This is a genomic window from Chryseobacterium sp. Tr-659 (genome assembly GCF_011752975.1).
Classification (GTDB): Bacteria; Bacteroidota; Bacteroidia; order Flavobacteriales; family Weeksellaceae; genus Chryseobacterium.
In genome coordinates this window covers 332,334-354,715 of record NZ_VWWP01000001.1, presented here as the reverse complement: position 1 = coordinate 354,715, position 22,382 = coordinate 332,334, and the positions used below count along the sequence as shown (strand labels likewise).

20 protein-coding genes and 1 tRNA gene are annotated in these 22,382 nt (G+C 37.1%); 14 read left to right on the top strand and 7 right to left on the bottom strand.

Features of this window, described 5'->3' with window-relative positions; all coding sequences use genetic code 11:
• Positions 1 to 2 precede the first annotated feature (2 nt).
• Positions 3 to 1,232 carry an MFS transporter gene (locus F3J23_RS01510; RefSeq protein ID WP_167023039.1) on the bottom strand — a complete coding sequence of 410 codons (1,230 nt, stop codon included), beginning with the start codon at positions 1,230 to 1,232 and terminating at the stop codon, positions 3 to 5.
• Positions 1,233 to 1,355: 123 nt separating this feature from the next.
• Here F3J23_RS01510 and F3J23_RS01505 point away from each other — a divergent pair, with 123 nt between their 5' ends.
• On the top strand, positions 1,356 to 2,261 hold the full coding sequence (locus tag F3J23_RS01505) for an AraC family transcriptional regulator (protein ID WP_167023036.1): 906 nt from the start codon (positions 1,356 to 1,358) through the stop codon (positions 2,259 to 2,261).
• A gap of 305 nt (positions 2,262 to 2,566) precedes the next feature.
• Here F3J23_RS01505 and F3J23_RS01500 read toward each other — a convergent pair whose 3' ends face one another.
• Positions 2,567 to 3,121: a thioredoxin family protein gene (locus F3J23_RS01500; protein ID WP_167023033.1), complete on the bottom strand. Its 555-nt coding sequence runs from the start codon at positions 3,119 to 3,121 to the stop codon at positions 2,567 to 2,569.
• A 313-nt stretch (positions 3,122 to 3,434) separates the two neighbouring features.
• Here F3J23_RS01500 and F3J23_RS01495 point away from each other — a divergent pair, with 313 nt between their 5' ends.
• The 4 genes from F3J23_RS01495 to F3J23_RS01480 all read left to right on the top strand — a co-directional run bounded on the left by F3J23_RS01495 (position 3,435) and on the right by F3J23_RS01480 (position 10,391).
• A complete protein-coding gene (locus F3J23_RS01495; protein ID WP_167023030.1) occupies positions 3,435 to 4,031 on the top strand; it encodes a TetR/AcrR family transcriptional regulator in 597 nt (198 codons plus the stop codon).
• Between the two features lie 368 nt (positions 4,032 to 4,399).
• The gene (locus F3J23_RS01490) at positions 4,400 to 5,560 is read left to right on the top strand and encodes an efflux RND transporter periplasmic adaptor subunit (RefSeq protein WP_167023027.1); all 1,161 of its coding nucleotides are present in this window, start codon (positions 4,400 to 4,402) and stop codon (positions 5,558 to 5,560) included.
• A 115-nt stretch (positions 5,561 to 5,675) separates the two neighbouring features.
• Positions 5,676 to 8,858 carry an efflux RND transporter permease subunit gene (locus F3J23_RS01485; RefSeq protein ID WP_167023024.1) on the top strand — a complete coding sequence of 1,061 codons (3,183 nt, stop codon included), beginning with the start codon at positions 5,676 to 5,678 and terminating at the stop codon, positions 8,856 to 8,858.
• 120 nt (positions 8,859 to 8,978) lie between these two features.
• Positions 8,979 to 10,391 carry an efflux transporter outer membrane subunit gene (locus tag F3J23_RS01480; RefSeq protein ID WP_167023021.1) on the top strand — a complete coding sequence of 471 codons (1,413 nt, stop codon included), beginning with the start codon at positions 8,979 to 8,981 and terminating at the stop codon, positions 10,389 to 10,391.
• Positions 10,392 to 10,637: 246 nt separating this feature from the next.
• Here the strand turns inward: F3J23_RS01480 and miaA are convergent, their stop codons facing one another.
• The gene (gene miaA / locus F3J23_RS01475) at positions 10,638 to 11,552 is read right to left on the bottom strand and encodes a tRNA (adenosine(37)-N6)-dimethylallyltransferase MiaA (protein ID WP_167023018.1); all 915 of its coding nucleotides are present in this window, start codon (positions 11,550 to 11,552) and stop codon (positions 10,638 to 10,640) included.
• Positions 11,553 to 11,595: 43 nt separating this feature from the next.
• Here miaA and F3J23_RS01470 point away from each other — a divergent pair, with 43 nt between their 5' ends.
• From F3J23_RS01470 to nadA, 3 genes are all read left to right on the top strand, one after another.
• Positions 11,596 to 12,453: a YicC family protein gene (locus F3J23_RS01470; RefSeq protein WP_167022997.1), complete on the top strand. Its 858-nt coding sequence runs from the start codon at positions 11,596 to 11,598 to the stop codon at positions 12,451 to 12,453.
• Positions 12,454 to 12,530: 77 nt separating this feature from the next.
• A complete protein-coding gene (gmk, locus tag F3J23_RS01465) occupies positions 12,531 to 13,094 on the top strand; it encodes a guanylate kinase (RefSeq protein WP_167022994.1) in 564 nt (187 codons plus the stop codon).
• Between the two features lie 104 nt (positions 13,095 to 13,198).
• Complete coding sequence (gene nadA, locus F3J23_RS01460) at positions 13,199 to 14,218, top strand: quinolinate synthase NadA (protein ID WP_167022991.1); 1,020 nt, start codon at positions 13,199 to 13,201, stop codon at positions 14,216 to 14,218.
• 40 nt (positions 14,219 to 14,258) lie between these two features.
• Here nadA and F3J23_RS21785 read toward each other — a convergent pair whose 3' ends face one another.
• The 4 genes from F3J23_RS21785 to F3J23_RS01445 are packed head-to-tail and all read right to left on the bottom strand — an operon-like array spanning position 14,259 to position 15,210.
• Positions 14,259 to 14,468, bottom strand: a complete 210-nt coding sequence (locus F3J23_RS21785) for a bacteriocin-like protein (protein ID WP_410497397.1) — start codon at positions 14,466 to 14,468, stop codon at positions 14,259 to 14,261.
• A gap of 33 nt (positions 14,469 to 14,501) precedes the next feature.
• Complete coding sequence (locus F3J23_RS01455) at positions 14,502 to 14,705, bottom strand: bacteriocin-like protein (protein WP_167022987.1); 204 nt, start codon at positions 14,703 to 14,705, stop codon at positions 14,502 to 14,504.
• Between the two features lie 41 nt (positions 14,706 to 14,746).
• Positions 14,747 to 14,923 (bottom strand): bacteriocin-like protein, encoded by a 177-nt coding sequence (locus F3J23_RS01450; RefSeq protein ID WP_167022984.1) that lies wholly within the window; start codon positions 14,921 to 14,923, stop codon positions 14,747 to 14,749.
• A 59-nt stretch (positions 14,924 to 14,982) separates the two neighbouring features.
• On the bottom strand, positions 14,983 to 15,210 hold the full coding sequence (locus F3J23_RS01445; protein ID WP_167022981.1) for a hypothetical protein: 228 nt from the start codon (positions 15,208 to 15,210) through the stop codon (positions 14,983 to 14,985).
• 319 nt (positions 15,211 to 15,529) lie between these two features.
• On the opposite strand from F3J23_RS01445, the gene thrA reads away from it, so the two are divergent.
• The 6 genes from thrA to F3J23_RS01415 all read left to right on the top strand — a co-directional run bounded on the left by thrA (position 15,530) and on the right by F3J23_RS01415 (position 22,313).
• Positions 15,530 to 17,974 carry a bifunctional aspartate kinase/homoserine dehydrogenase I gene (thrA, locus tag F3J23_RS01440; protein WP_167022978.1) on the top strand — a complete coding sequence of 815 codons (2,445 nt, stop codon included), beginning with the start codon at positions 15,530 to 15,532 and terminating at the stop codon, positions 17,972 to 17,974.
• Between the two features lie 11 nt (positions 17,975 to 17,985).
• On the top strand, positions 17,986 to 18,912 hold the full coding sequence (locus F3J23_RS01435; RefSeq protein ID WP_167022975.1) for a homoserine kinase: 927 nt from the start codon (positions 17,986 to 17,988) through the stop codon (positions 18,910 to 18,912).
• Positions 18,913 to 18,938: 26 nt separating this feature from the next.
• Positions 18,939 to 20,243, top strand: coding sequence for a threonine synthase (gene thrC, locus F3J23_RS01430; protein ID WP_167022972.1), 1,305 nt, complete (start codon positions 18,939 to 18,941; stop codon positions 20,241 to 20,243).
• Positions 20,244 to 20,247: 4 nt separating this feature from the next.
• Complete coding sequence (gene folB / locus F3J23_RS01425) at positions 20,248 to 20,616, top strand: dihydroneopterin aldolase (RefSeq protein WP_167022969.1); 369 nt, start codon at positions 20,248 to 20,250, stop codon at positions 20,614 to 20,616.
• 36 nt (positions 20,617 to 20,652) lie between these two features.
• A complete protein-coding gene (locus tag F3J23_RS01420) occupies positions 20,653 to 22,017 on the top strand; it encodes a DUF4403 family protein (RefSeq protein ID WP_167022966.1) in 1,365 nt (454 codons plus the stop codon).
• Positions 22,018 to 22,242: 225 nt separating this feature from the next.
• Positions 22,243 to 22,313: transfer RNA gene (locus F3J23_RS01415), tRNA-Cys, on the top strand.
• Positions 22,314 to 22,382: the final 69 nt, after the last annotated feature.

The window sequence follows — 22,382 nt, the reverse complement described above, 5'->3', positions numbered from 1 at the left end:
TTTTATTTTTTAGGATTAATTTTTAATTTATTCATGAAAAAGGCAGACGTGATCAGCAATGAAAGTGGAATCAGGGAAAGGTAGAATGCCTGCTGCCCACTAAATTCCTGAAATACAAACCCCGTAATTATAGAACCTATTGTTCCTCCGATTGCTGAGAAAACAACAATCAACCCGGACATGGCACTATGTAAATATTTCGGTATTGAAGCCAGAATTACCGAATTAATACTTGGATAAATAGGTGCCAGCAAACCGCCCATCAAAGGGAATACATACACAACAAGCGGTGCATTCAGCCAGTTTGTACCCGCATCAATATGGATATTATGAGTCAACGGCAAAACCAAAAGCAAACTTATAGCAAAACCGATCACACAGAAAGAAACGACATAGATCCAGCTGAATTTTTTAGAGAAAAATCCGGACAGGAATCTTCCCAATGCAAAAGCTCCAGCTAAAACAGCTCCTGCCTGAATACTCATGGACGTTGGAACTTTTAAAATCTCTTTATAAAAAGTAGGTGTCCATGTCTGGAAACTCTGTTCTACCAATACAAAAAGGAAAGCACACAATAAAAAGCATAATACTTTTTTATAACTGAACAAGCTGGCACTGTTTTTCAAATCTCCCAACAAATCTGTCTTTTCACTTTTCGCACCTTTTTCGTTCAATTTTGAAAAGAATAAAAACAAAAACGACAATGTTGAAAGCCCTCCCAGCACCCAGTAAACATTCAACCACTGTGTAGATTTTGGATTATGATCATCAATATACAAGCTGAACAGAAGATTTCCTGCCAAAACTCCGATCATGAAAAAACCTTCCAAAAATCCCATGAAACTGGAATGTTCCTTATCCGTTTCCGTTACCAGACCAATTGAAGTAAAAACTGATATTTTGATCAATGCGAAAGAAACGCCTACAATCGCAAATAATAATTTAAAGAACCAGAAATCATTGGCAAACGGCATCACAAAACACATACAGCTCACCAAAAACAAAGCAGTAAGCATTGAATTTTTGATTCCTATTCTGGGAAGAAATGAAGCAAGAATGAAAGAACATATAGCAATCGGAAGATCTTTGAAGCCCTCCAAAACACTGGCCGAAGATTTTGAAATCCCAAAATTCTGCTGCACCTGCAGGATAACTGTTCCCACAGAATTCAGAAGGATGGCGAAGACAAAATAGTTTAAAAATAAAACGGCCTTGATGTTGATATTTTTCATTCAGGTTATTTCTTGTCGGCTAAGATATAAGCATTTGTGTTAACGATAATTTAACACAGTAAATCAATATTTGAACTATATTAATATATTTAGTATTTTTAGTGATTAAATATGATTAATTAAATGAAAGTCACTTTTGAACGGGTAATTCCCAATGAAAAGAGCTCATTCCGTACGATTCACAATAACTCTCCTATTTCAGAATTCAAGTGGGAATATCATTATCATCCGGAAATCGAGTTGGTATGTGTTATTTCCGGGAATGGTACGCGCCATGTTGGTTATCATAAAAGCAATTATACAAATGGAGACCTTGTATTAATAGGATCTAATATTCCCCACTCCGGATTTGGATTAAATTCCATTGATCCTCATGAGGAAATTGTTCTTCAGTTCAAAGAAGAGATTCTCCAGTTTCCACAGCAGGAAATTGAAGCCAGATCCATCAAAAATTTGTTGGAGCTTTCAAAATATGGGATTCATTTTCATCATAAAGTAAAAAAAGTCATGCTTCCCAAACTGAAGCTGATGCTGGAATCGGAAGGCTATAAAAGATATCTTCTACTGCTCGAAATTCTTTTTGAATTATCGAAATGTGAGGATTATGATCTTCTGAACAAAGAAATCATGCCCTACACCATTATTTCAAAGAATAAAACACGGCTGGAAAATATTTTCACTTACGTGGAGCATCATTATGATAAGGAAATCAATATTGAAGATGTAGCCAAGCTTGCCAATCTTACACTTCCGGCTTTCTGTAACTTCTTTAAAAAAGCCACACAAATTACTTTTACAGAATTTGTGAACCGTTACCGCATCAATAAAGCCTGTCTTTTGATGGCTCAGGATAAAACCATTTCGGAATGCAGTTATAGCTGTGGGTTTAATAATGTGACTTATTTTAACAGGATGTTTAAAAAATATACGGGGAAAACACCTTCTGAATTTATTAAGGATTATTCTGATAATAAAGTCAATGTAGATTTGAAGGTTGAGAAAGAGTCTAAGAGTAAGGCAAGTTTTTAAAAGTATGTTGAACCCTCTTTTCTTAGACTTTTACCGAGTGACGAAGTGTATAAATAGACCATTTTTTGTATTTGTCATTCCGTAGGAATCCAGATTTATGAAAGTTAATTTTGCTAACCTTTACAATACTTTGCGGAGACTCCTGCGGAGTGACAAACTCTGTGGATAATTTAAACTATTGCAATCCTCTATTCCACGGCAATCCAGACATAGCTATACAAAACTAAATATCATAAAAAAAGCCACTCTGAAAAGAGCAGCTCCCTATTATTTATAAATGAGTAAAAACCGTAACTGGCAATTACTTATTTCCATTTAATATTACATCCCATACTTGGTCTCTGAATTTCTTCCTGTGGTTCTCCTGCTAAAAGATTTTCAAAAGCAATAATTAAGTCCTCACCAGTTACATCTTTATTATTTCCCGGTCTTGAATCATCCATCTGACCTCTGTATACAAGATCAAGTTTATCATCAAAGAAATAAAAATCCGGTGTGCATGCTGCATCATAAGCTTTAGCTACTGCCTGGCTTTCATCAAACAAATAAGGGAAATCAAATCTTCTTTCAATTTGAAATTCAATCATCTTTTCAGGAGAATCAGCCGGATATTTTTCAATATCATTCGCATTGATGGCGATAAACTCAATTCCTTGTTCATTATAATCTTCGTATAATTCATTGATCTTATCGATCACATGAAGAACAAACGGACAGTGGTTGCACATAAAGATAACCAAAGTACCTTTTTCTCCTTTCAGCTCTTCCAAAGACTGAAGTTCATTTGTTTTTGACGGGTTAGGAAGCTCAAAAAACGGAGCTTTTGTTCCTAGTGCCAGCATATTTGATGGAGTATTCATATCCTTTTTTCTTTACGGGCAAAGATAGATATTTCTTTTATTAATTACGAAGAAGACATTTCCATTTTTAATAGAATAAGGAAGTTGGAAGCTGGAGGAAGGAAGATATTAGACACTCAAAAATAGTTATAGTCAAATTCTATTATTCAATTTATTTACCTCTGAAATAACTTCCAGCTCCCATTCTTCCAGCTTCCAGCCTTTGATTTATTTTTCTTTAAAAAGCCGGCAAACTCATAAAACTCATAATATCCTTTGGAAGTTATATTAAAAAGTTTGTAGTTTTGCTAACGCTGTTAGTAAAAAAAATATCATGGGCCTACATGAACGTCGTCAAAGAGAAAAAGAATCCATTCGTGCAAATATTTTGCAGGCTGCATTCACTTTGGCCAAAACTGAAGGCTGGGCTTCACTGTCGATGCGTAAGATTGCAGATGCTATTGAGTATAGTGCACCCGTTGTTTATGATTATTTTGAAAATAAAGAAGCCATTTTATTTGAAATTTCATTAGATGGTTTCCACAAACTCCATATAGAGTTATTAAAAGCTCAGCAAAAGCATGACACTCCGGAAGAGCAGCTTGTTGCGATAGTGGATGCATACTGGAACTTTGCTTTTAAAAATAAGGAATATTATCAGCTGATGTTTGGCTTGGGAATGCAATGCTGTGGAAAAGGGCAGATGAAAAAAGAATTTTCATCATTCCAGGAGATGATTTATGAATCTACCTATGAGATTATCAAGAAAAACGGATCCAACCCGGATAATGCCTGTCATATGTCTCACGCGTTGTTTTCTGCCGTTCACGGTATGATCTCCATTATGATGATGCGTACTGCTGATATCCCTTCAACAATGAATAAAACGACTTTAGACGAAACTGTTTCGGCTTTTATTAAGTCTTTATAAAATTTTTTTGAATTAAAAATTAACACCGTTAGGAAATTTAACACTGAATTAATCTAAATAATTCCTATCAACTTCATTAAAACTAAAACTAATTATGTAACAATTTCTACAAATTCGAAAATTAAAGGTAAGCATTTTTACCTTATAAATTAACACCGTTAGCAAAATTAACATTCATTACACCTCATCTTTTTATATACAACTCACATTAAATTATTTTTCAACTATGGAAATTATTGACTCGATCTCACATTAAAAATTCTGTAATTTTTTTTGAACATTTCATTAACACTGTTAGGAAAAAAAACAGCATTTATTAAAAGAAACAATTACTTAAATCTAACACTTCATTAAAAAAAATTAAACTAATGAAAATACCTGGAAAAACAAGGTTTATTGTACTTATTGCAAGTATAATTCTTTTACAGAGCTGCACTAAAGCTGCAGAAGGATCCAATGCCGCACCTCCAGCTCCTGAACTTCCGGTTTATACCGTTATTTCTTCTCCCGCTACTACATATCAGGAATTTCCAACTGCTTTGGAAGGAAAAAACAATGTGGAAATCAGATCTCAGGTAGATGGTTATCTGGACAGAATCTATGTAGAGGAAGGAGCTTATGTAAGAGCCGGACAGCCTTTATTTAAGATAGACTCAAGAAGTTATGGCGAGCAGATGAATATGGCACAAGCCAACCTTCAGGCAGCCAATGCTAATATACAGAAAGCAAGAGTGGAAGTAGACAGACTTCAACCGCTGGTTGCTGCAAAAGTAGTTTCTGATGTACAGCTAAAAACAGCAAAAGCTAATTATGAAGCTGCCGTAGCCGCTGCTGCACAGGCCAGAGCTTCGGTAGGAAATGCAAAGATCAATGTAGGATTTACAACCATTACAGCTCCTGTAAGCGGTTATATCGGAAGAATCCCTTATAAGAAAGGAAGTCTGATCTCCAGAACAGATCCGAATCCAATGACTTTATTATCAGACATCAGCGAAATTTATGCTTATTTCTCTCTAAGTGAACTTGATTTTATTGCTTTTCAGAATAAATATCCGGGAGCCACTTTGGAGGAAAAGCTAAAGAATATGCCAATGGTGGAACTGATAATTGCCGATAACAGTACTTATCCTGAAAAAGGAAGACTAAGCATCGTAGACGGACAGTTCGACAAAACTACCGGAGCTATCAGCGTACGTGCCGTCTTTCCTAATGCCAGCGGAACACTAAGAACCGGAAATACAGGAAGAGTTCGTATGCCACAACTGATCTCGAATGCTGTCGTAATTCCTCAGGAATCTACTTTCGAAATTCAGGATAAAACGTATGTATATGTTGTGGGTAAAGACCAGAAAGTAACCGGAAAACCTATCAAAATATCAGGAAAAACGGATAGCTATTACTTTATTTCTGAAGGACTTTCTCCGGGAGAGAAAATCGTATTCACAGGAATCGGAAACTTAAAGGACGGAGCTTCCATCAGATCGAAGAATATTTCGTCTGACAGCTTATTGAAAGCGAAACCTTTATAATAGTTTCTCGTATGAACTATCAATAAGAACAGTTTAAACTTCATTTTAATTTTTAAAGCCCGGTTTGCTGCTGTGTTTTAAAAAGGTTTAAACAACATTAAAAAATAAACTTCTTATGTTAAAACAATTTATAGAAAGACCGGTACTTTCAACGGTCATCTCCATAATACTCTTATTATTGGGAGCTTTGTCTCTCTTTAATTTACCCATTGCCCTCTTCCCGGATATTGCTCCGCCAAGTGTTCAGGTAACGGCATTTTATCCGGGTGCTAATGCTGAGGTAGTGGCACGTTCGGTAGCAACACCCATAGAGGAAGCTGTAAACGGGGTTGAGAATATGACGTATATGACTTCCAATTCCAGTAATGACGGTACGATGACGCTGAGCGTTTATTTTAAGCAGGGATCTGATCCCGATAATGCTGCTGTAAACGTACAAAACCGTGTATCCAAAGCAATGAGCCAGCTTCCTCAGGAAGTTGTACAAGCCGGAATTTCAACACAGAAGGTTCAGAATAGTATGATCATGTTCATGGGACTAACCAGTGAAGATGAAAAACAGTATGACGAGCTATTCCTTCAAAATTATCTGAAAATCAATGTTATTCCACAAATACAACGTATCCCGGGAGTTGCACAGGCTCAGGTATTCGGAACAAGGGACTATTCTATGCGAATCTGGCTGAAGCCTGATCGATTGGCAGCAAATAACCTTTCTCCTCAGGAAGTTCTTGGTGCCATCAAAGATCATAACCTTGAAGCTGCTCCGGGACGTTTGGGACAGGGAAGCAAGGAAACTTACGAATATATCCTTAAATACAAAGGAAAACTGAATAAGAATGAAGATTACGAGAATATCGCTATCAAAGCAAATAGTGACGGTTCATTCTTACGATTAAAAGATGTGGCAAGAGTGGAATTCGGTTCTTATACCTATACTGCTACAAACAGAGTAGACGGAAAACCTGTTGCCGGATTTGCTATTCTACAAACAGCGGGATCCAACGCTAATGAAATCCTGACTGAAATTGAAAAGCAGGTGAAAGTAATGGAAACTACACTTCCAAAAGGTGTAAAGCCGATTATCATGTATAATTCCAAGGACTTTTTGGATGCTTCTATTCACCAGGTTGTGGAAACGCTTGTCATTGCATTCGTTCTTGTATTTATTGTGGTATTCATCTTCCTTCAGGATTTCAGATCTACATTGATCCCGGCTATAGCAGTTCCGGTTGCCATTATTGGTACTTTCTTCTTCCTGCAGTTATTTGGCTTCAGTATCAATATGCTTACTTTATTTGCATTGGTTCTGGCCATTGGTATTGTAGTGGATGATGCTATTGTGGTGGTAGAAGCCGTTCACTCCAAAATGGAACAGACGGGAATGCCCGTAGAGCATGCAACGATGAACTCAATGAGTGAAATTTCAGGTGCCATTATTTCCATTACATTGGTAATGTGTGCGGTATTTATTCCGGTTGGTTTCATGCAGGGCCCTGCAGGGGTTTTCTACAGACAGTTTGCTTTCACGTTAGCAATTGCCATCCTTATTTCCGCAGTGAATGCATTAACATTAAGCCCGGCTTTATGTGCAATGTTCTTAAATGATCCTCAGGGAGAACACGGTGAACATGGTCATAAAAAAGGATTTGGAGCAAGATTCTTCAACGCCTTTAATGCCAGCTTCAATAGTATGACCAGAAAGTATATTTACAGTGTTAAGTTTTTAATTAAGAATAAATGGGTTGCTATAGGAGGTCTTGTACTGATTACAGCAGCAAGTGTATTCCTGATCAAAAAAGCTCCTTCCGGATTTATCCCGACAGAAGACCAGGGGTTCGTATTGTATGCAGTGAACACTCCTCCGGGAAGTTCATTGGAGAGAACTCACAGAGCTACTGAACAGATTGACAAGATCATTAATGGTGAAAAAGCCACCAATCATCTTTGGGTGGCAGACGGAATGAACTTCATCAGTAATGCCAATGCATCACCATATTCTGCCGGGTTTATTAAGCTTAAAGATTATGACAAACGTGGTGAGATGAAAGATCCGGATCAGATTGCGGCTACCCTGACCGGGAAAGTAAGCCAGGTAAAAGATGCCAATGCATTTTTCTTCAACTTCCCTACCATACAAGGTTTTGGTAACGTTTCAGGATTTGAGTTCATGCTTCAGGATAAAACAAACGGATCTTTTGAACAACTGGGAACAACTACTCAACAGTTTATTGGTGAACTGATGAAACGCCCGGAAATCGCTTTCGCATTTACAACTTATGCTGCAGGAAATCCACAATATACTATTGATGTAGATACCGATAAAGCTAATCAGCTAGGAGTTTCTGTAACGGAACTGATGCAGACCATGCAGATCTATTTTGGGAGTAGCTTTGTATCAGATTTCAACAGATTCGGAAAATATTACAGAGTAATGGCACAGGCGGATATTCCTTACCGTACGGATGTAAACTCTCTGGAAGGAATTTATGTTAAAAATAAATCGGGTGAAATGGTTCCTGCTAAAACATTGGTAACGTTAAAAAGATCTTTCGGGCCTGAAACGGTAACCAGAAATAACCTTTTCAATGCGGTAACCATCAACGGAACTCCAAAACCTGGATACAGTACCGGAGATGCGATTAAAGCGGTAGAAGAAGTTGCCCAGCAGTCACTTCCAAGAGGATATGGATATGAATGGACAGGTATTACCCGCGAAGAGATTAAAACCAGTGGACAGACTGCATTTATTTTCTTCCTGAGTATCTTATTTGTATACTTCCTTCTTGCAGCACAATATGAAAGCTACATCCTGCCGTTTGCAATTATTCTTACTATTCCGACAGGGATTTTCGGAGTATTCGCCTTCACAGGGCTGGCAGGTATCGATAACAATATTTACGTACAGGTAGGATTGATCATGCTTGTTGGATTATTGGCTAAGAATGCAATCCTTATTGTGGAATTTGCCGTACAGAGAAGAAAAGCAGGAAAATCATTGATAGAATCTGCTCTTCAGGCTTCAAGATTACGTCTGAGACCAATTTTAATGACCTCTTTTGCCTTTATCGTGGGAATGCTTCCTTTGATATGGACACAAGGTGCATCTTCAAAGGGAAACCATTCTATCGGATACAGCACTGTGGGAGGAATGCTTACCGGAGTATTATTAGGAATCTTTATTATTCCTGTTATGTACGTGGTCTTCCAATATCTGCATGAAAAAATGCCAAGCCGAAAAAAGAAAAGACTTCTTAAAAAACAGATGGAGGAAGAGCTTTTAGCGACAACTCATTAATAAAATGATTAACAAAACAGAAAGATTTATAAAACCACAAATAGCACTTAAATGATGATAAATTTTCATCTGTGGTTCAATCAAAATTTTGTATTCAATTAAAGTCTATCAACAAAAACTATGAAAAGAGTAAAAAATATTATTCTAACATTTGCGATAGCCATAGGCTCTGTTTCGTGTGTGTCTAAACTGGCATACACGGAACCAGACCTTCCGCTGCCGGAAAAATTCCAGTACACAGCAACTGCCGATACAGCCAGCATTGCCAACCTGGAATGGAAACAGTTTTTCAGTGATCCTATTTTACAAGGATTGATTGAAAAAGGAATTAAAAATAACTATGATCTGCAGATTGCATTGAAACAGGTTGCTGCTTCACAAGAGAAATTGAAACAGGCAAAATACATGCAATATCCCGATGTTGGTTTCGGAGTAAGCGGACAAATTTCAAAACCTTCCAAAAACAGCATGAATGGGGAAAGCTTAAATTTATTTTTAGGCCAAAGCCATGTTGAAGATTATAACGCAGCCTTCAATCTTTCATGGGAAGCGGATATCTGGGGGAAAATTAAAAATCAACAGGAAGTATCCAGAATGCAGTATCTTCAGACCTACGAAGGTTCAAAAGCAGTGCAAACACAAGTTGTTGCTGCCATTGCTCAGGGATATTATAATCTTCTGATGCTTGACCGACAGTTGGAAATTGCAAAATCAAACCTGGAGCTGAGCAGCAATACACTGATGATTACACAAAAGATGTGGGAAAGCGGTGATAATACATCATTAGGTGTACAACAGGCTTCCGCACAGAAACAGGCAACAGAACTTCTGATTGCACAACTGGAACAGAATATTGCCATTCAGGAAAATGCATTGAGTATTCTGGTAGGTGAACTTCCAAATAAAGTAAACAGGACGATTGAAATGTCTGACACATCTTTACCGCAAAACATTTCGGCGGGACTTCCTGCTGCTCTTGTAAGCAGAAGACCGGATGTTCGTCAGCAGGAACTCGTTTTGCTGGAGTCTAATGCAATGGTCGGAATTGCTCAGGCCAATATGTATCCGGCATTAAAGATTACAGCCAACGGAGGAGTCAATTCCTTCAAATTTGATAACTGGTTCCAGATTCCGGCATCGTTATTCGGATCGGTTTTAGGAGGAATTACCCAGCCTATTTTCCAGAAGAGACAATTAAAAACGAATCTGGAAGTAGCAAAAATTCAAAGAGAGAAAAATGTTCTGGCATTCCGTCAGTCAGTATTGAATGCAGTAGGTGAAGTATCCGATGCTTTGGTTTCTAATGAAAACTTAAAAGTGCAGGAACAGAAAGCTAGCGAACAGTCAACTACCTTGAAAGACGGAATTAAAAGTGCACAGCTTCTTTACAAAGGAGGTTCAGCCAATTATCTGGAAGTAATTACCGCACAGGGAAATTCTCTTCAGGCAGAGCTGAATCTGGCTTCCATTAAAAGACAGAGATTAAGCAGCATTGTAGACTTATACAGAGCGCTTGGCGGCGGTTGGAAGTAGTAAATTTAATTATATTGTTTAGAATGCGGTTCTTTATGGGCCGCATTTTTTCAATATTAAAATACCCTAATTAATTATGATCTCTACTGTCATTCTGCATGGAACAAAGTGAAATGAAGAATCTTTCAAAACAACAATGAGATTCTCCTTCTTCACAATGACAAACTGGACGCTTAATGTATCCATGCATTATGCCATTCTGTAGGAATCTATATTTTTAAAGCTTCTTATATGATGTAAAAGTAGTTATTTTTGAAACTGCTCACTAATCCATTGAAGCAGATCTTCATAGTCTTTCTGAGAATACCCAAGCTGTAAATAATGAATATCATCCGCCTTTCTGTACCATGTCAATTGGCGTTTAGCATATCTTCGGCTGTTTTTCTTAATTTCAGAAACGGCGAAATCAAGATCCCATTCCCCATCCAGATATTTAAATAATTCCGAATACCCAACAGTATTCAAAGCTGTTAATCCTTTGAACTTTTCAAGACCTTTTACCTCATCCAGCAGCCCTTTTTCCATCATGATATCCACCCGGCGGTTGATTCTGTCATACAGCTCTTCTCTCTGTGCTTCAATTCCGATACGGATTACATTGAAATCTCTGCCATTCTGGGAAACTGAAATATGTTCAGAATATTTTTTATCCGTCTGCCAGATAATATCAATAGCTCTTAAAAGCCTGCGATGATTGTGAATATCCACCACATTGAAATATTCCGGATCAAGTTCCTTTAAAATTTCCTGAAGTTTCTCAATACCCTCCTTCTCCAGAATAGCCTGAAGTTTTTCCTGATTTTCAGCATTGGCTTCCGGCAAATCATGCAGTCCTTCTATCACAGCTTTTTCATACATCATGCTTCCGCCGACAAGAATTACGGTGTCATGTGTCGTAAAAAGTTTATTGAGTTTTTGAAGAGCATCTTCTTCATATTGCCCGATAGAATAATATTCTTCAACTGAAAGATTTCCGATGAAATGATGGGGTGCAGCGGCTAGCTCTTCTTCTGAAGGTGCCGCAGTTCCTATTTTCATATCTCTAAAAAACTGTCTGGAATCGCAGGAAATAATCTCCGTATTGAAATGTTGAGCCAGATCAATTGCCAATTTTGTTTTACCAATTCCGGTGGGTCCTACTACAGAAATCAAATTTTTCACATTGCTAATTTAAATGTTTATCTTTGTAGAACAATAAAAAACTATGATTTTATCAATGACTGGCTTCGGTAGAGCCGAAGATGTTTTTGAAGGAAAAAAAATAACAATAGATATTAAATCATTGAACAGCAAGAGCTTTGATTTAAATATCAAAATTCCTTTGCGTTATAAAGAAAAAGAATTTGAAATCAGAAAAATTCTCAATGATAGAATTATCCGTGGAAAAGTAGACTGCTACGTCAATTTAGAGAATCTTGAAGAATCTAATGATGTGAAAATCAATAAAAATTTAATTGATTCTTATATCAAGGAGCTTAAGAATATAGCTGCGGACGGTCCCGATTTTGAATATCTAAAGATGGCAGTAAGACTTCCCGATGCAATCACTTCAAGACCTGATGAACTTACAGAAGGTGAATGGGAGGCATTGGCGAAAATCGTTAATGCAGCAGTGGATAGATTCGAGGAGTTCAGAAAAACTGAAGGCAGTATTTTGCATGAAGAACTGAACAGAAATATTCAGAATATTGATAAATATCTTGCTGAGGTTATTCCTTTCGAAGAGGAAAGAATTGTCAGCGTTAAAGAACGTTATCAAAAGTCCCTGAAAGAATTTGAAAATGTAGACGAAACCCGATTCTATCAGGAGATGGCTTACTTTACGGAAAAGCTTGATATCTCTGAAGAAAAAGTAAGACTTACCCAGCACCTTAAATATTATAAAGAGGTTATGGATAATGAATCTTTCAATGGAAAAAAACTGGGATTCATTTCTCAGGAAATCGGGAGGGAGATCAATACATTAGGTTCTAAAGCCAATCATGCAGAAATCCAGAAACTGGTAGTAATGATGAAGGATGATCTGGAGAAAATTAAAGAACAAACGTTAAACGTATTGTAGTTAAGGGTTACAAGATGCCAGGTTTTCATTTCTGATGAAAAGTGAACACCGGAACCCAAAACTCGAAACCCAAAAACATGGATAAAGTAATTATATTTTCAGCACCATCAGGGAGCGGAAAAACTACATTGGTAAGGCATTCGCTGGAAACATTCCCGGAGCTTGAATTTTCAATTTCATGCACAACAAGACAGCCGAGAGGAACTGAAGTTCATGCAGTGGATTATCATTTCTTAACTCCGGATGAATTCAGACAGAAAATTTCTGAAAATGCTTTCGTAGAATATGAAGAAGTTTATACTGACAAATATTACGGTACTTTAAAATCTGAAGTAGAAAAGATCTGGAATCAGGGAAAAGTTGTTATTTTTGATGTGGATGTAAAAGGAGGTATTTCTTTAAAAAAATATTTTGGAGAAAAAGCATTGTCTATTTTTATAGAACCGCCTTCCATTGAAGAATTGGAACGAAGATTGATTTCCAGAAACACAGATGATGCAGAAACCATAAAAACCCGTGTGGCAAAGGCTGAAGAGGAAATGTCCTATGCTGACGAGTTTGACAGGATCGTGATCAATTCCGATCTTGATGCTGCTAAAAAAGAAATAGAAAGTTTAATAAAAAGTTTTATCAGTAATTAATGGCTGGAAGACGGAAGCCAGAAGATGAAAGTAATCAAATACTCTCAAAATCTAACTTCTAATTTCTAACCTCTACCTTCTGATAATAAAAAATTGAGGTTGATATGAGTACCGAAACATTAGAAAAAGCTAAATCTGCAATTCCCGTAAGAGGATTTTTAGATATAAAAGATATAGCTATTCCTCAGGGAGAAGAATTGGTGAAAGCCATCCTCAAACTTAAAGAGGAAAAGAATGCCGTAATTCTTGCCCATTATTACCAACCGGGAGAAATCCAGGATATCGCAGACTTCCTTGGAGATTCTCTACAGCTGGCAAGACAGGCTAAAGAAACAAATGCTGACATGATTGTATTCTGCGGAGTACACTTTATGGCGGAAGCCGCCAAGATCCTGAACCCAACTAAAAAAGTAGTTCTTCCTGATACCATGGCCGGATGCTCTCTTGCAGACGGATGTTCAGGAGAAGGATTGAGAAAAATGCGTGAACAGCACCCGAACGCTTTAATTGCAACTTATATCAACTGTAATGCTGAAACCAAAGCAGAAAGTGATATCATTGTAACAAGCTCAAATGCTGAAACAGTAATTGAAGCCCTTCCAAAAGACAGACCTATCATCTTCGCTCCGGATAAAAACTTAGGAAGATATTTATCTAAGAAAACCGGTCGTGATATGATCCTTTGGGATGGAAGCTGTGTGGTACACGAGGCCTTTTCAATGGAAAGAATCGCACAACAGCTGGCAGACAATCCGGATGCCAAACTCATTGCACACCCTGAAAGTGAAGAAGCAGTTCTGAAGCTGGCACACTTCATTGGTTCTACTTCAGCGCTGTTGAATTTTGTGGAACAGGACGACTGTCAGAAATTTATCATTGCAACAGAAGAAGGAATTCTTCACGAAATGAAAAAACGCGCTCCTCATAAAGAATTAATTCCGGCATTGGTTTTTGACGAAAGCTGCAATTGCTCAGAATGTTTTTATATGAAGCGAAATACTATGGAAAAGCTCTATTTATGTATGAAATATGAGCTTCCGGAAATTCTTATTGACGAAGAATTAAGATTAAAAGCATTAAAGCCTATTGAAGCTATGCTTGATCTTTCAAAAAGTATAAAATAATAAAAAAGCACTGTTTTCACAGTGCTTTTTTATTCTATGGTCAGTCTGGAGTGATCGCAACAAAACAATCTACGCTTACCATAACGCACATTCTGCAATTTTCTGATAACCTCCAATATGCCTCACACGAAGGGTCACTAGGTGAACCTGGCCCAAAAGCGAGATGAGTAGGACAACCATCGCAATTGTAAGTAGCTGCCCCTTTCACTTTTTCTAAATCTCTTCGGTTCAGTTTTTTTATATTTTTCATGTTACTTTTAATACTTGGGTACTTATTTTATTTTTAGGATACTCCTCCATCCATGCACGACATGTCAACAATAACACACATTTTACAACGCATAGGAAGCATTTGATATGCCTCACAAGGGGCATCACCAGGTCCGTTTCCATAGGTAGTATGCTGAGGACACCCTGCACAGTTTGATGGGCCGGCTCCCTGTAATGTTTGAAGTTCTTTTCGGTTTAGTTTCTTTAAATTTTTCATAGTTATTTTAATCTTCGTTAAGATTTTTAAATATGTCTTATTTATAGCATTGGCGCATAACAAGTTCCGGTTCCTCCAGGTTTCCTCCAGCAGCCCCATCTTCCACCTCCAAGGAAGCATACAAACTGTCCACCTCCACAGGCCTCAATCTGAATATCTGTGAATCCTCCATTGATACTTTTCTTTTCTTCTCTTGATAATTTTTTAATTGTTTTCATAACTATTTTAATTTTTATAGATTAGATATAAAAAATACTTGATATAACATCTTTTTTATTTACAGATGCGGATCAAAACACTCATAGCTCACCAAAACTCTGCCTTTACAGCATTCCGGTAAAGCATGAAAATCTGCACAAGATTTTGGCTGGTCAGGGCCATAAGGGCCGGCAGGGCAATACTCAAAGCAATCACTGATATCCCTGCCTCCATGGGTTAACTTTAGATGATGTCTTTTTACTCTTTTTAAATTTCTCATGTTGTATTTCATTATGGTTAAGTTCATAAATGTAGCATTTTAAATTAGTTACACCAAGAATTTGAGCAATTATTTCTCCAAAAAAGGAAATAAAATTTATAATATCAACATTTGGCTCTTTCAAAATAATTTGTACATTTGTCATGTAATAATGAATTTATTAAGAAACATATCAGATATTTCTGACCTGAAATCGCCTATTTCAGGGCTATCTTCTGTTTCTACAATTACAACTACAACAATTACCCCATAACGGGGTAAATTTTCACATATTATTTTCGGTACCCTGTACTCTTTTTCCAAAGAGTCACACATTTCGTTTTATTCCAATTCAAAAAAATAATTGATGAAAATTTTAAAATTCGGCGGAACATCAGTCGCCCATTCCAAAAATATACTGCTGGTAGAAAATATTATAAAAAAAGAATCTTTAAAAAATAAAGTGGTTGTCGTTGTATCAGCTCTTCATGGTGTTACAGATCAACTGATCAAAGGAGCCGAACATGCTTCTGTAAAAAATGATAATTATATTCAGATTCTTCAGAACCTTGAAGAGAAACATATCAGTCTCGTAAAAGAACTCATCCCGATCCTGGATCAAAGCGCATGGCTAAGCTTTGTAAAAAAACACTGCAATGACCTGGAAGACATTTATAATGGAATTTCCGCTCTTGGTGAACTTACTGACAAAACCAAAGATAAAATTGCTTCCTATGGAGAATTTTTGTCCTCAAAAATAATATCAGCCAGGCTTCAGCATCAGGGATTGGATTGTCTTTGGATGGATTCTACCAATCTGATCAAAACTGACAGCAATTTTACCCAGGCAAAAGTAGACTTTAACAGCACTGAAAATAATATAAAAAAATTCATTAGTGAGCATCAGAACCAGATCGTCATCGCCCCAGGATTTATTGCCAGTGATGAAAAGAACAATGCCACAACATTAGGAAGAGGCGGTTCGGATTATACAGCTTCCATTATTGCTGCAGCTATCCAGGCTGAAGAACTTCAAATCTGGACAGATGTAAGCGGGATGATGACTGCAGACCCACGCCTGGCTTCCAATGCCAAGCCGATTCCGGAAATATCCTATCACGAAGCAATGGAACTCTCTCATTTTGGAGCAAAAGTGCTTTACCCACCTTCCATTCAGCCGGTTATGATAAAAAATATTGATCTTATTATTAAAAATACGTTTGCCCCAGATGCACCTGGAACTTTGGTCTCTCATAATATTAAACCTTTAGAGGAAAAACAGATTGTTGTAGGAATTTCAAATATGAACAATATTGCTCTGCTTACTCTGGAAGGCAGCGGAATGATTGGAATCCCCGGTATTTCAGCAAAATTATTTCAATGTTTAAGTCATGAAAAAATAAATATAATTCTCATCACCCAAGGTTCATCAGAGCATTCTATTACTGTAGCTATTAATGAAAAAGATGCCTCATCTGCTGAAAAGGCGATCAATTCTTCTTTTGCAGATGATATTGATTTAAAAAGAGTATTTGCCGTAAAAATAGAGACCGGACTTTCCATTATCGCTTTGGTTGGTGAAAGTATGAAAAGCAGAAGTGGAGTGAGCGCGAAAATGTTCGGATGTCTGGGAAATAACGGAATCAATATCAGAGCTATTGCACAAGGCTCGTCAGAAAGAAATATCAGTATTGTGATCTCTGAAAAGGATAGTAAAAAAGCAGTGAATATACTTCATGAGGAGTTTTTTGAATCTGAGATCAAACAAATCCATCTCTATATTTGTGGAACGGGAAATGTAGGTTCTAAGCTAATTCAGCAAATTTATGATCAGAATGCTTATTTAAGAGAAAATTTTCTAATCAATCTGAGAATTGCAGGAATTTCTAACAGCCGCCATATGATGTTTTCTGATAAAGGAATTCCATATGAGGATTATTTATCCTGGGAAAGACAAGGAGAAAAAGCATCTGTGAAAGAATTTGCAGAAGAGATTATCCGCCAGAACCTCAGAAACTCTATTTTCGTTGACGTAACAGCAAGCCCCGAAGTACCAGTAGTTTATGAAAGCTTATTAAAAAGAAGCATTGATATTGTTGCTTGTAATAAAATTGCAGCATCCTCAGATTTTGAAACCTATAAACTTCTGAAAAATACGGCAAGAAACCACAACTGCAGTTTTTATTTTGAAACCAATGTAGGTGCAGGGCTTCCGGTAATAGGAACAATTAATGATCTGATTAAAAGCGGTGATAAAATTGTTTCAATCCAGGCGGTATTGAGTGGAACATTAAACTTTGTTTTTAATCACTATGACGGCAGCCGAACTTTTTCTGAAGTTGTAGCTCAAGCTCAGCAGGAAGGTTATACTGAACCTGATCCCAGACTTGATTTATCAGGAACTGATGTGGCAAGAAAAATTTTAATCCTTGCCAGAGAATCGGGATATTCATTACAGTTTGACGAAATTGAAAACCTGGGCTTTCTTCCTGAAGAATGTATGAAAGGAAGCGTAAATGACTTCTATGAAAAGCTTACAGAATATGAAGATCATTTTAAAAATTTATTGAAAATAGCTAAAAATGAAGGCAAAATATTAAAATACACAGCAGAATTCAAAGACGGAAAAGCAAAAGTAGGTTTACAGCACATTGCTCCGGAAAGCGATCTGTTCCATCTTTATGGTAAAGATAATATTGTCATTTTTAAAACCCTGAGATATTCAGAGCAGCCGTTGGTTGTAAAAGGAGCAGGTGCCGGTGCGGAAGTAACGGCAAGTGGTGTTTTTGCAGATATTATCCGTTCCATTTAAAACATAAAAATATGAAAAGAATACGATTAAGAGTACCGGCTACTGTAGCCAACCTGGTCTGTGGATTTGACATTCTGGGAATGGCAGTACACAAACCCTATGATGAGATGGAGTTTAAACTGCTGGATACTCCGGAAATTATTATAAAACATAAAGATTCGTTCGGTCTTCCCGAAGAGCCTTCTAAGAATGTTGCAGGCATCGTACTGCTAAAAATCCAGGAATATTTAGGCTCAAATAAAGGATTTGAAGTGATTATCCATAAGCATATAAAACCGGGCAGCGGGCTCGGCTCCAGCGCGGCAAGTGCCGCCGGAGCCGCCTTTGGAGCCAATGCATTATTAGGAAACATATTTTCAAGAGAAGAAATGGTGCATTTTGCTATGTTCGGTGAAGAATTGGCCTCCGGAGTAAGACATGCAGATAATATAGCTCCTTGTATTTATGGAGGGATCACATTAGTAAAATCAACAAATCCGATTGATATCATTCCATTAAATAGTCCTGATTTATTCGTGGCAGCAGTTCACCCGCAGGTTGAAGTGAAAACTTCGGATGCAAGACAGATTCTAAAGAAAAATATTACCCTGAAAAACGCTGTTGAGCAATGGGGAAATATTGCCGGACTTGTTACAGGTATTCAGCAAAATGACTTCTCTTTGATTGGAAGAAGCCTTAACGACGTTATTATTGAGCCTGTCCGCAGTATTCTGATTCCAAAGTTTGACGAAATCAAAACAAAGAGTTTGGAAGCTGGAGCTTTGGGAGGTGGAATTTCCGGATCAGGGCCCTCCATTTTCATGCTGGCAGAGAAAAGAGAAACAGCAGAAAAAATCGCCCGGTTAATGAAATCGGCCTATGATGAAATCGGCATTGAAAACTTCATTTACGTCTCTAAAATAAATCCAGCCGGAATCGAAATCGTTGAAAAAGCTTAATTATTCACATTACCAAAACTACAGAAATGATATATTATAATTTAAAAGATCATCGGGAAAAAATTAATTTCAGAGAAGCGGCTATCAAAGGACAGGGGAAAGAAAAAGGATTATTCTTTCCGGAAAACATTCCTCAGTTTGATCAGGATTTTATCCAGAATCTTGATCAGTACTCAAACGAAGAAATTGCATTTAGATGCATGGCGGATTTTGTGGGAGACGAAATTCCTTCAGAAATATTACAACAGATCGTCTCCGAAACGGTCAGTTTTGAGATTCCTTTAATCAAAATTAATGACCGGATATCTATCCTTGAACTTTTCCATGGCCCTACCCTTGCTTTTAAAGATATCGGAGCCAGATTTATGAGCCGATGTCTTTCCTATTTTCTGAAAGATCAGCAGAAAAAAGTAACCGTTCTTGTAGCCACTTCGGGTGATACGGGAGGTGCTGTTGCCCATGGCTTCTATAAAATCCCGGAAATCAATGTGGTCATCCTGTATCCTAAAAACAAAGTAAGCCCGGTTCAGGAAAAACAATTGACAGCTTTGGGTGAAAATATTTTCGCCCTTGAGGTAAGCGGCAGTTTTGATGACTGTCAGAGCCTTGTAAAACAGGCTTTTTCAGATGAAGAAATCAATGAAAAAATATTCCTTACGTCAGCCAATTCTATCAATGTAGCACGATGGCTTCCACAACAGATCTATTATTTAATTGCGTTGAAGCAGTGGATACAAAACCAGAAAGAACAACCTGTAATTTGTGTTCCGAGTGGAAATTTCGGGAATATCTGCGCAGGACTTCTTGCTTATTTCAGAGGGCTTCCTGCGGATCATTTTATTGCCGCATGTAATAAAAATCAGGTGGTTCCGGAATATTTTAAAACCCAAAATTTCAATCCGCAAAAATCTGTATCTACTCTATCTAATGCAATGGACGTAGGTAACCCAAGTAATTTTGTACGGATTTTAGAACTTTTCGGACATCAGTTTGATTCATTAAAAAATAAAATATCCGCTTATTCTATTGATGATGAAGCAACTATAAATACAATAACAGAAGTATACAAAAAATATGGGTATATTCTTGAACCTCACAGTGCTGTTGCTTTTGCTGCTATGGAACAATATCTTCACGAAAATCCGGAGAAAAAAGGATTTATCCTGGGCACTGCGCATCCGGTAAAATTTCCTGATGCTGTGAAAAAAGCAATCCCGGAAAAAATTGAAATCCCGGAAGCCTTAAGTGATTTAATGAAAAAGGAGAAAAAAACTATAGAAATAAATTCAGATTTCGAAGAATTAAGACGATTTTTGCTTCATAAAATATGAGACAATGAGCAAAATATATCTTGAAGATGTTAGAATATATGCCTATCATGGTGTTCTTCCTGAAGAAAACATTATTGGAACCTATTATATTATTAACATAGAACTTCATACCGATCTGTGGAAAGCTGCAGAATCTGACGACCTGCATGATACCATCAGCTATGCAGACATCAACGATATTCTTCATCATGAAATGAAAATAAAATCTCAACTTCTGGAGCATGTAGCCGGAAGAATGATCACAAAAATTCATAACACTTTTCCACAGATCGATTATATTAAATTAAAAATCACCAAAACCGCTCCCCCCATGCAGGGAGAAATGAAAGGTGCCAGCATTGAGCTTGAAAAAAGTTTCAAACCTGAAAATTAAATTTCCTATTTTTCGTTCATCAAAAAAACATACAAATTGAAATTCGTTAAAATATTATTTTTAGTAGTATGCGCTAATGCTTTTGGTCAGAACACTGTTGATAATCAATTGGCGGCTTACAACTTTCCAAAGATCAGATCAAGCATTACCATGCCTGTGACTATTCCACTTTCGGAGCTAAGCAATATGATCAATGCTTCTGTAAAAGATCTGATTTACCAGGATGATTCCTACACCGATAATAATAATGACCAGTTTAAAGTAAAAGTCTGGAAAACAAGACCTATCCGGCTGGTGGGAGGAACCAGTCAGAATATCCTGATTGAGGTTCCCCTGAAAATCTGGGCAGAAAAAGGTATCGGTACATTGGGACTGTATACTTATCAGAATACAACTTTTGAAACAGTAATGTCTTTTAATGCAACAGTTAATTTTAAAAATAACTGGACAATTACCACCAACACACAGCCTAACGGTTTCAGATGGGTAACCAAACCTGTACTCGATTATGGAAAAATACAGATTCCCATCACTTCTATTGTTGAAAAGAGCCTGAAAGAGCAGCAGGAAAAGTTTTGTAAAACCATAGACCAGCAAATGGCTACACAGCTGAATTTTCAGCAATATGCGTTAATGGCATGGAATACTTTTCTGCAGCCTTTTAATATTTCGGAAGAATACAATACCTGGCTAAAGGTTAGCCCGGTGGGTGTCAACATTACTCCATTAAAATTCTACGGAAACCAGATCAATGCTACTCTTGGTGTTGATATTTACTCTGAAACTTTTACAGGAAACAAGCCAGCAGCATCTTCACCTGTCACTTCTGTTGCTAATTTTAACTTCACCCCTACTGTTGCGGATCAATTTCTTTTGCAGACGACAGCTAATATTCCTTTTACAGAAGCCAGCAATATGGCCAGAAAAACATTCCTCAACAAAGAGTTTGATATTCGTGATTCTAAAGTGAAAGTAACTGATATCAGGGTGTATGGTGTGGATAACAGAGTTGTTATTGAAGCTCAAACCGATGGCTATATAAAAGGTACTTCCATTATTTCCGGAATTCCGGTGTATGATGAGAACAAAAGAAAAATTGTTCTGTCCGAAACTAAGTTTAAGCTAAAAACGACTAATATCCTTCAGAAAACCGCATCTCTTTTGTTTCAGGGAAAAATCGTAAAAATGATAGAGGAAGAATATGGAATTCCAACCCAGGAATTGGAAGAAAACTCCAGAAAAAGTATTGAGGAAGCCTTTAATAAAGAATATTACAAAGGATTAAAGATGAACGGAAGGGTTTTTAATCTTAAACCCAGTAAGATTTTACTTAGTAATACAGGAATTACGGCTGTTATTGATACCAACGCCTCATTAAAATTACTGGTTAACGGATTTTAAAACCTCAATCAAAAAACTAATACCCAGCCCAGCCATTAGAAAATATTCAGTAATAGTTGGTATTCATGACAGCCGGAGCAAAACAAGGGTTATAAATGCTAAAAATTATATCATTGAAATACAGGCCAAAAGCGAAATAGAGGCCTTTGGAAATAAAGAAATTGCTTAAAAACTTTTGTTCATAAAGAATTTTGGCTATATTTGCACACCTCAAAAATGGTAAATGGTACTTTGGCCGAGCGGCTAGGCAGTGGTCTGCAACACCATCTACAGCGGTTCGAATCCGCTAGGTACCTCAAAAAAAACCTCTAAATAATTTAGAGGTTTTTTTGTTTTATTTATTCTATTATTCCAGATCATTAATA

What these genes read in the sequence shown, in the direction of transcription:
- F3J23_RS01510 (WP_167023039.1), bottom strand. Translation starts at nt 1,232, where the DNA reads ATGAAAAATATCAACATCAAGGCCGTTTTATTTTTAAACTATTTTGTC.
- F3J23_RS01505 (WP_167023036.1), top strand. Translation starts at nt 1,356, where the DNA reads ATGAAAGTCACTTTTGAACGGGTAATTCCCAATGAAAAGAGCTCATTC.
- F3J23_RS01500 (WP_167023033.1), bottom strand. Translation starts at nt 3,121, where the DNA reads ATGAATACTCCATCAAATATGCTGGCACTAGGAACAAAAGCTCCGTTT.
- F3J23_RS01495 (WP_167023030.1), top strand. Translation starts at nt 3,435, where the DNA reads ATGGGCCTACATGAACGTCGTCAAAGAGAAAAAGAATCCATTCGTGCA.
- F3J23_RS01490 (WP_167023027.1), top strand. Translation starts at nt 4,400, where the DNA reads ATGAAAATACCTGGAAAAACAAGGTTTATTGTACTTATTGCAAGTATA.
- F3J23_RS01485 (WP_167023024.1), top strand. Translation starts at nt 5,676, where the DNA reads ATGTTAAAACAATTTATAGAAAGACCGGTACTTTCAACGGTCATCTCC.
- F3J23_RS01480 (WP_167023021.1), top strand. Translation starts at nt 8,979, where the DNA reads ATGAAAAGAGTAAAAAATATTATTCTAACATTTGCGATAGCCATAGGC.
- F3J23_RS01470 (WP_167022997.1), top strand. Translation starts at nt 11,596, where the DNA reads ATGATTTTATCAATGACTGGCTTCGGTAGAGCCGAAGATGTTTTTGAA.
- gmk (WP_167022994.1), top strand. Translation starts at nt 12,531, where the DNA reads ATGGATAAAGTAATTATATTTTCAGCACCATCAGGGAGCGGAAAAACT.
- nadA (WP_167022991.1), top strand. Translation starts at nt 13,199, where the DNA reads ATGAGTACCGAAACATTAGAAAAAGCTAAATCTGCAATTCCCGTAAGA.
- F3J23_RS21785 (WP_410497397.1), bottom strand. Translation starts at nt 14,468, where the DNA reads ATGAAAAATATAAAAAAACTGAACCGAAGAGATTTAGAAAAAGTGAAA.
- F3J23_RS01455 (WP_167022987.1), bottom strand. Translation starts at nt 14,705, where the DNA reads ATGAAAAATTTAAAGAAACTAAACCGAAAAGAACTTCAAACATTACAG.
- F3J23_RS01450 (WP_167022984.1), bottom strand. Translation starts at nt 14,923, where the DNA reads ATGAAAACAATTAAAAAATTATCAAGAGAAGAAAAGAAAAGTATCAAT.
- F3J23_RS01445 (WP_167022981.1), bottom strand. Translation starts at nt 15,210, where the DNA reads ATGAACTTAACCATAATGAAATACAACATGAGAAATTTAAAAAGAGTA.
- thrA (WP_167022978.1), top strand. Translation starts at nt 15,530, where the DNA reads ATGAAAATTTTAAAATTCGGCGGAACATCAGTCGCCCATTCCAAAAAT.
- F3J23_RS01435 (WP_167022975.1), top strand. Translation starts at nt 17,986, where the DNA reads ATGAAAAGAATACGATTAAGAGTACCGGCTACTGTAGCCAACCTGGTC.
- thrC (WP_167022972.1), top strand. Translation starts at nt 18,939, where the DNA reads ATGATATATTATAATTTAAAAGATCATCGGGAAAAAATTAATTTCAGA.
- folB (WP_167022969.1), top strand. Translation starts at nt 20,248, where the DNA reads ATGAGCAAAATATATCTTGAAGATGTTAGAATATATGCCTATCATGGT.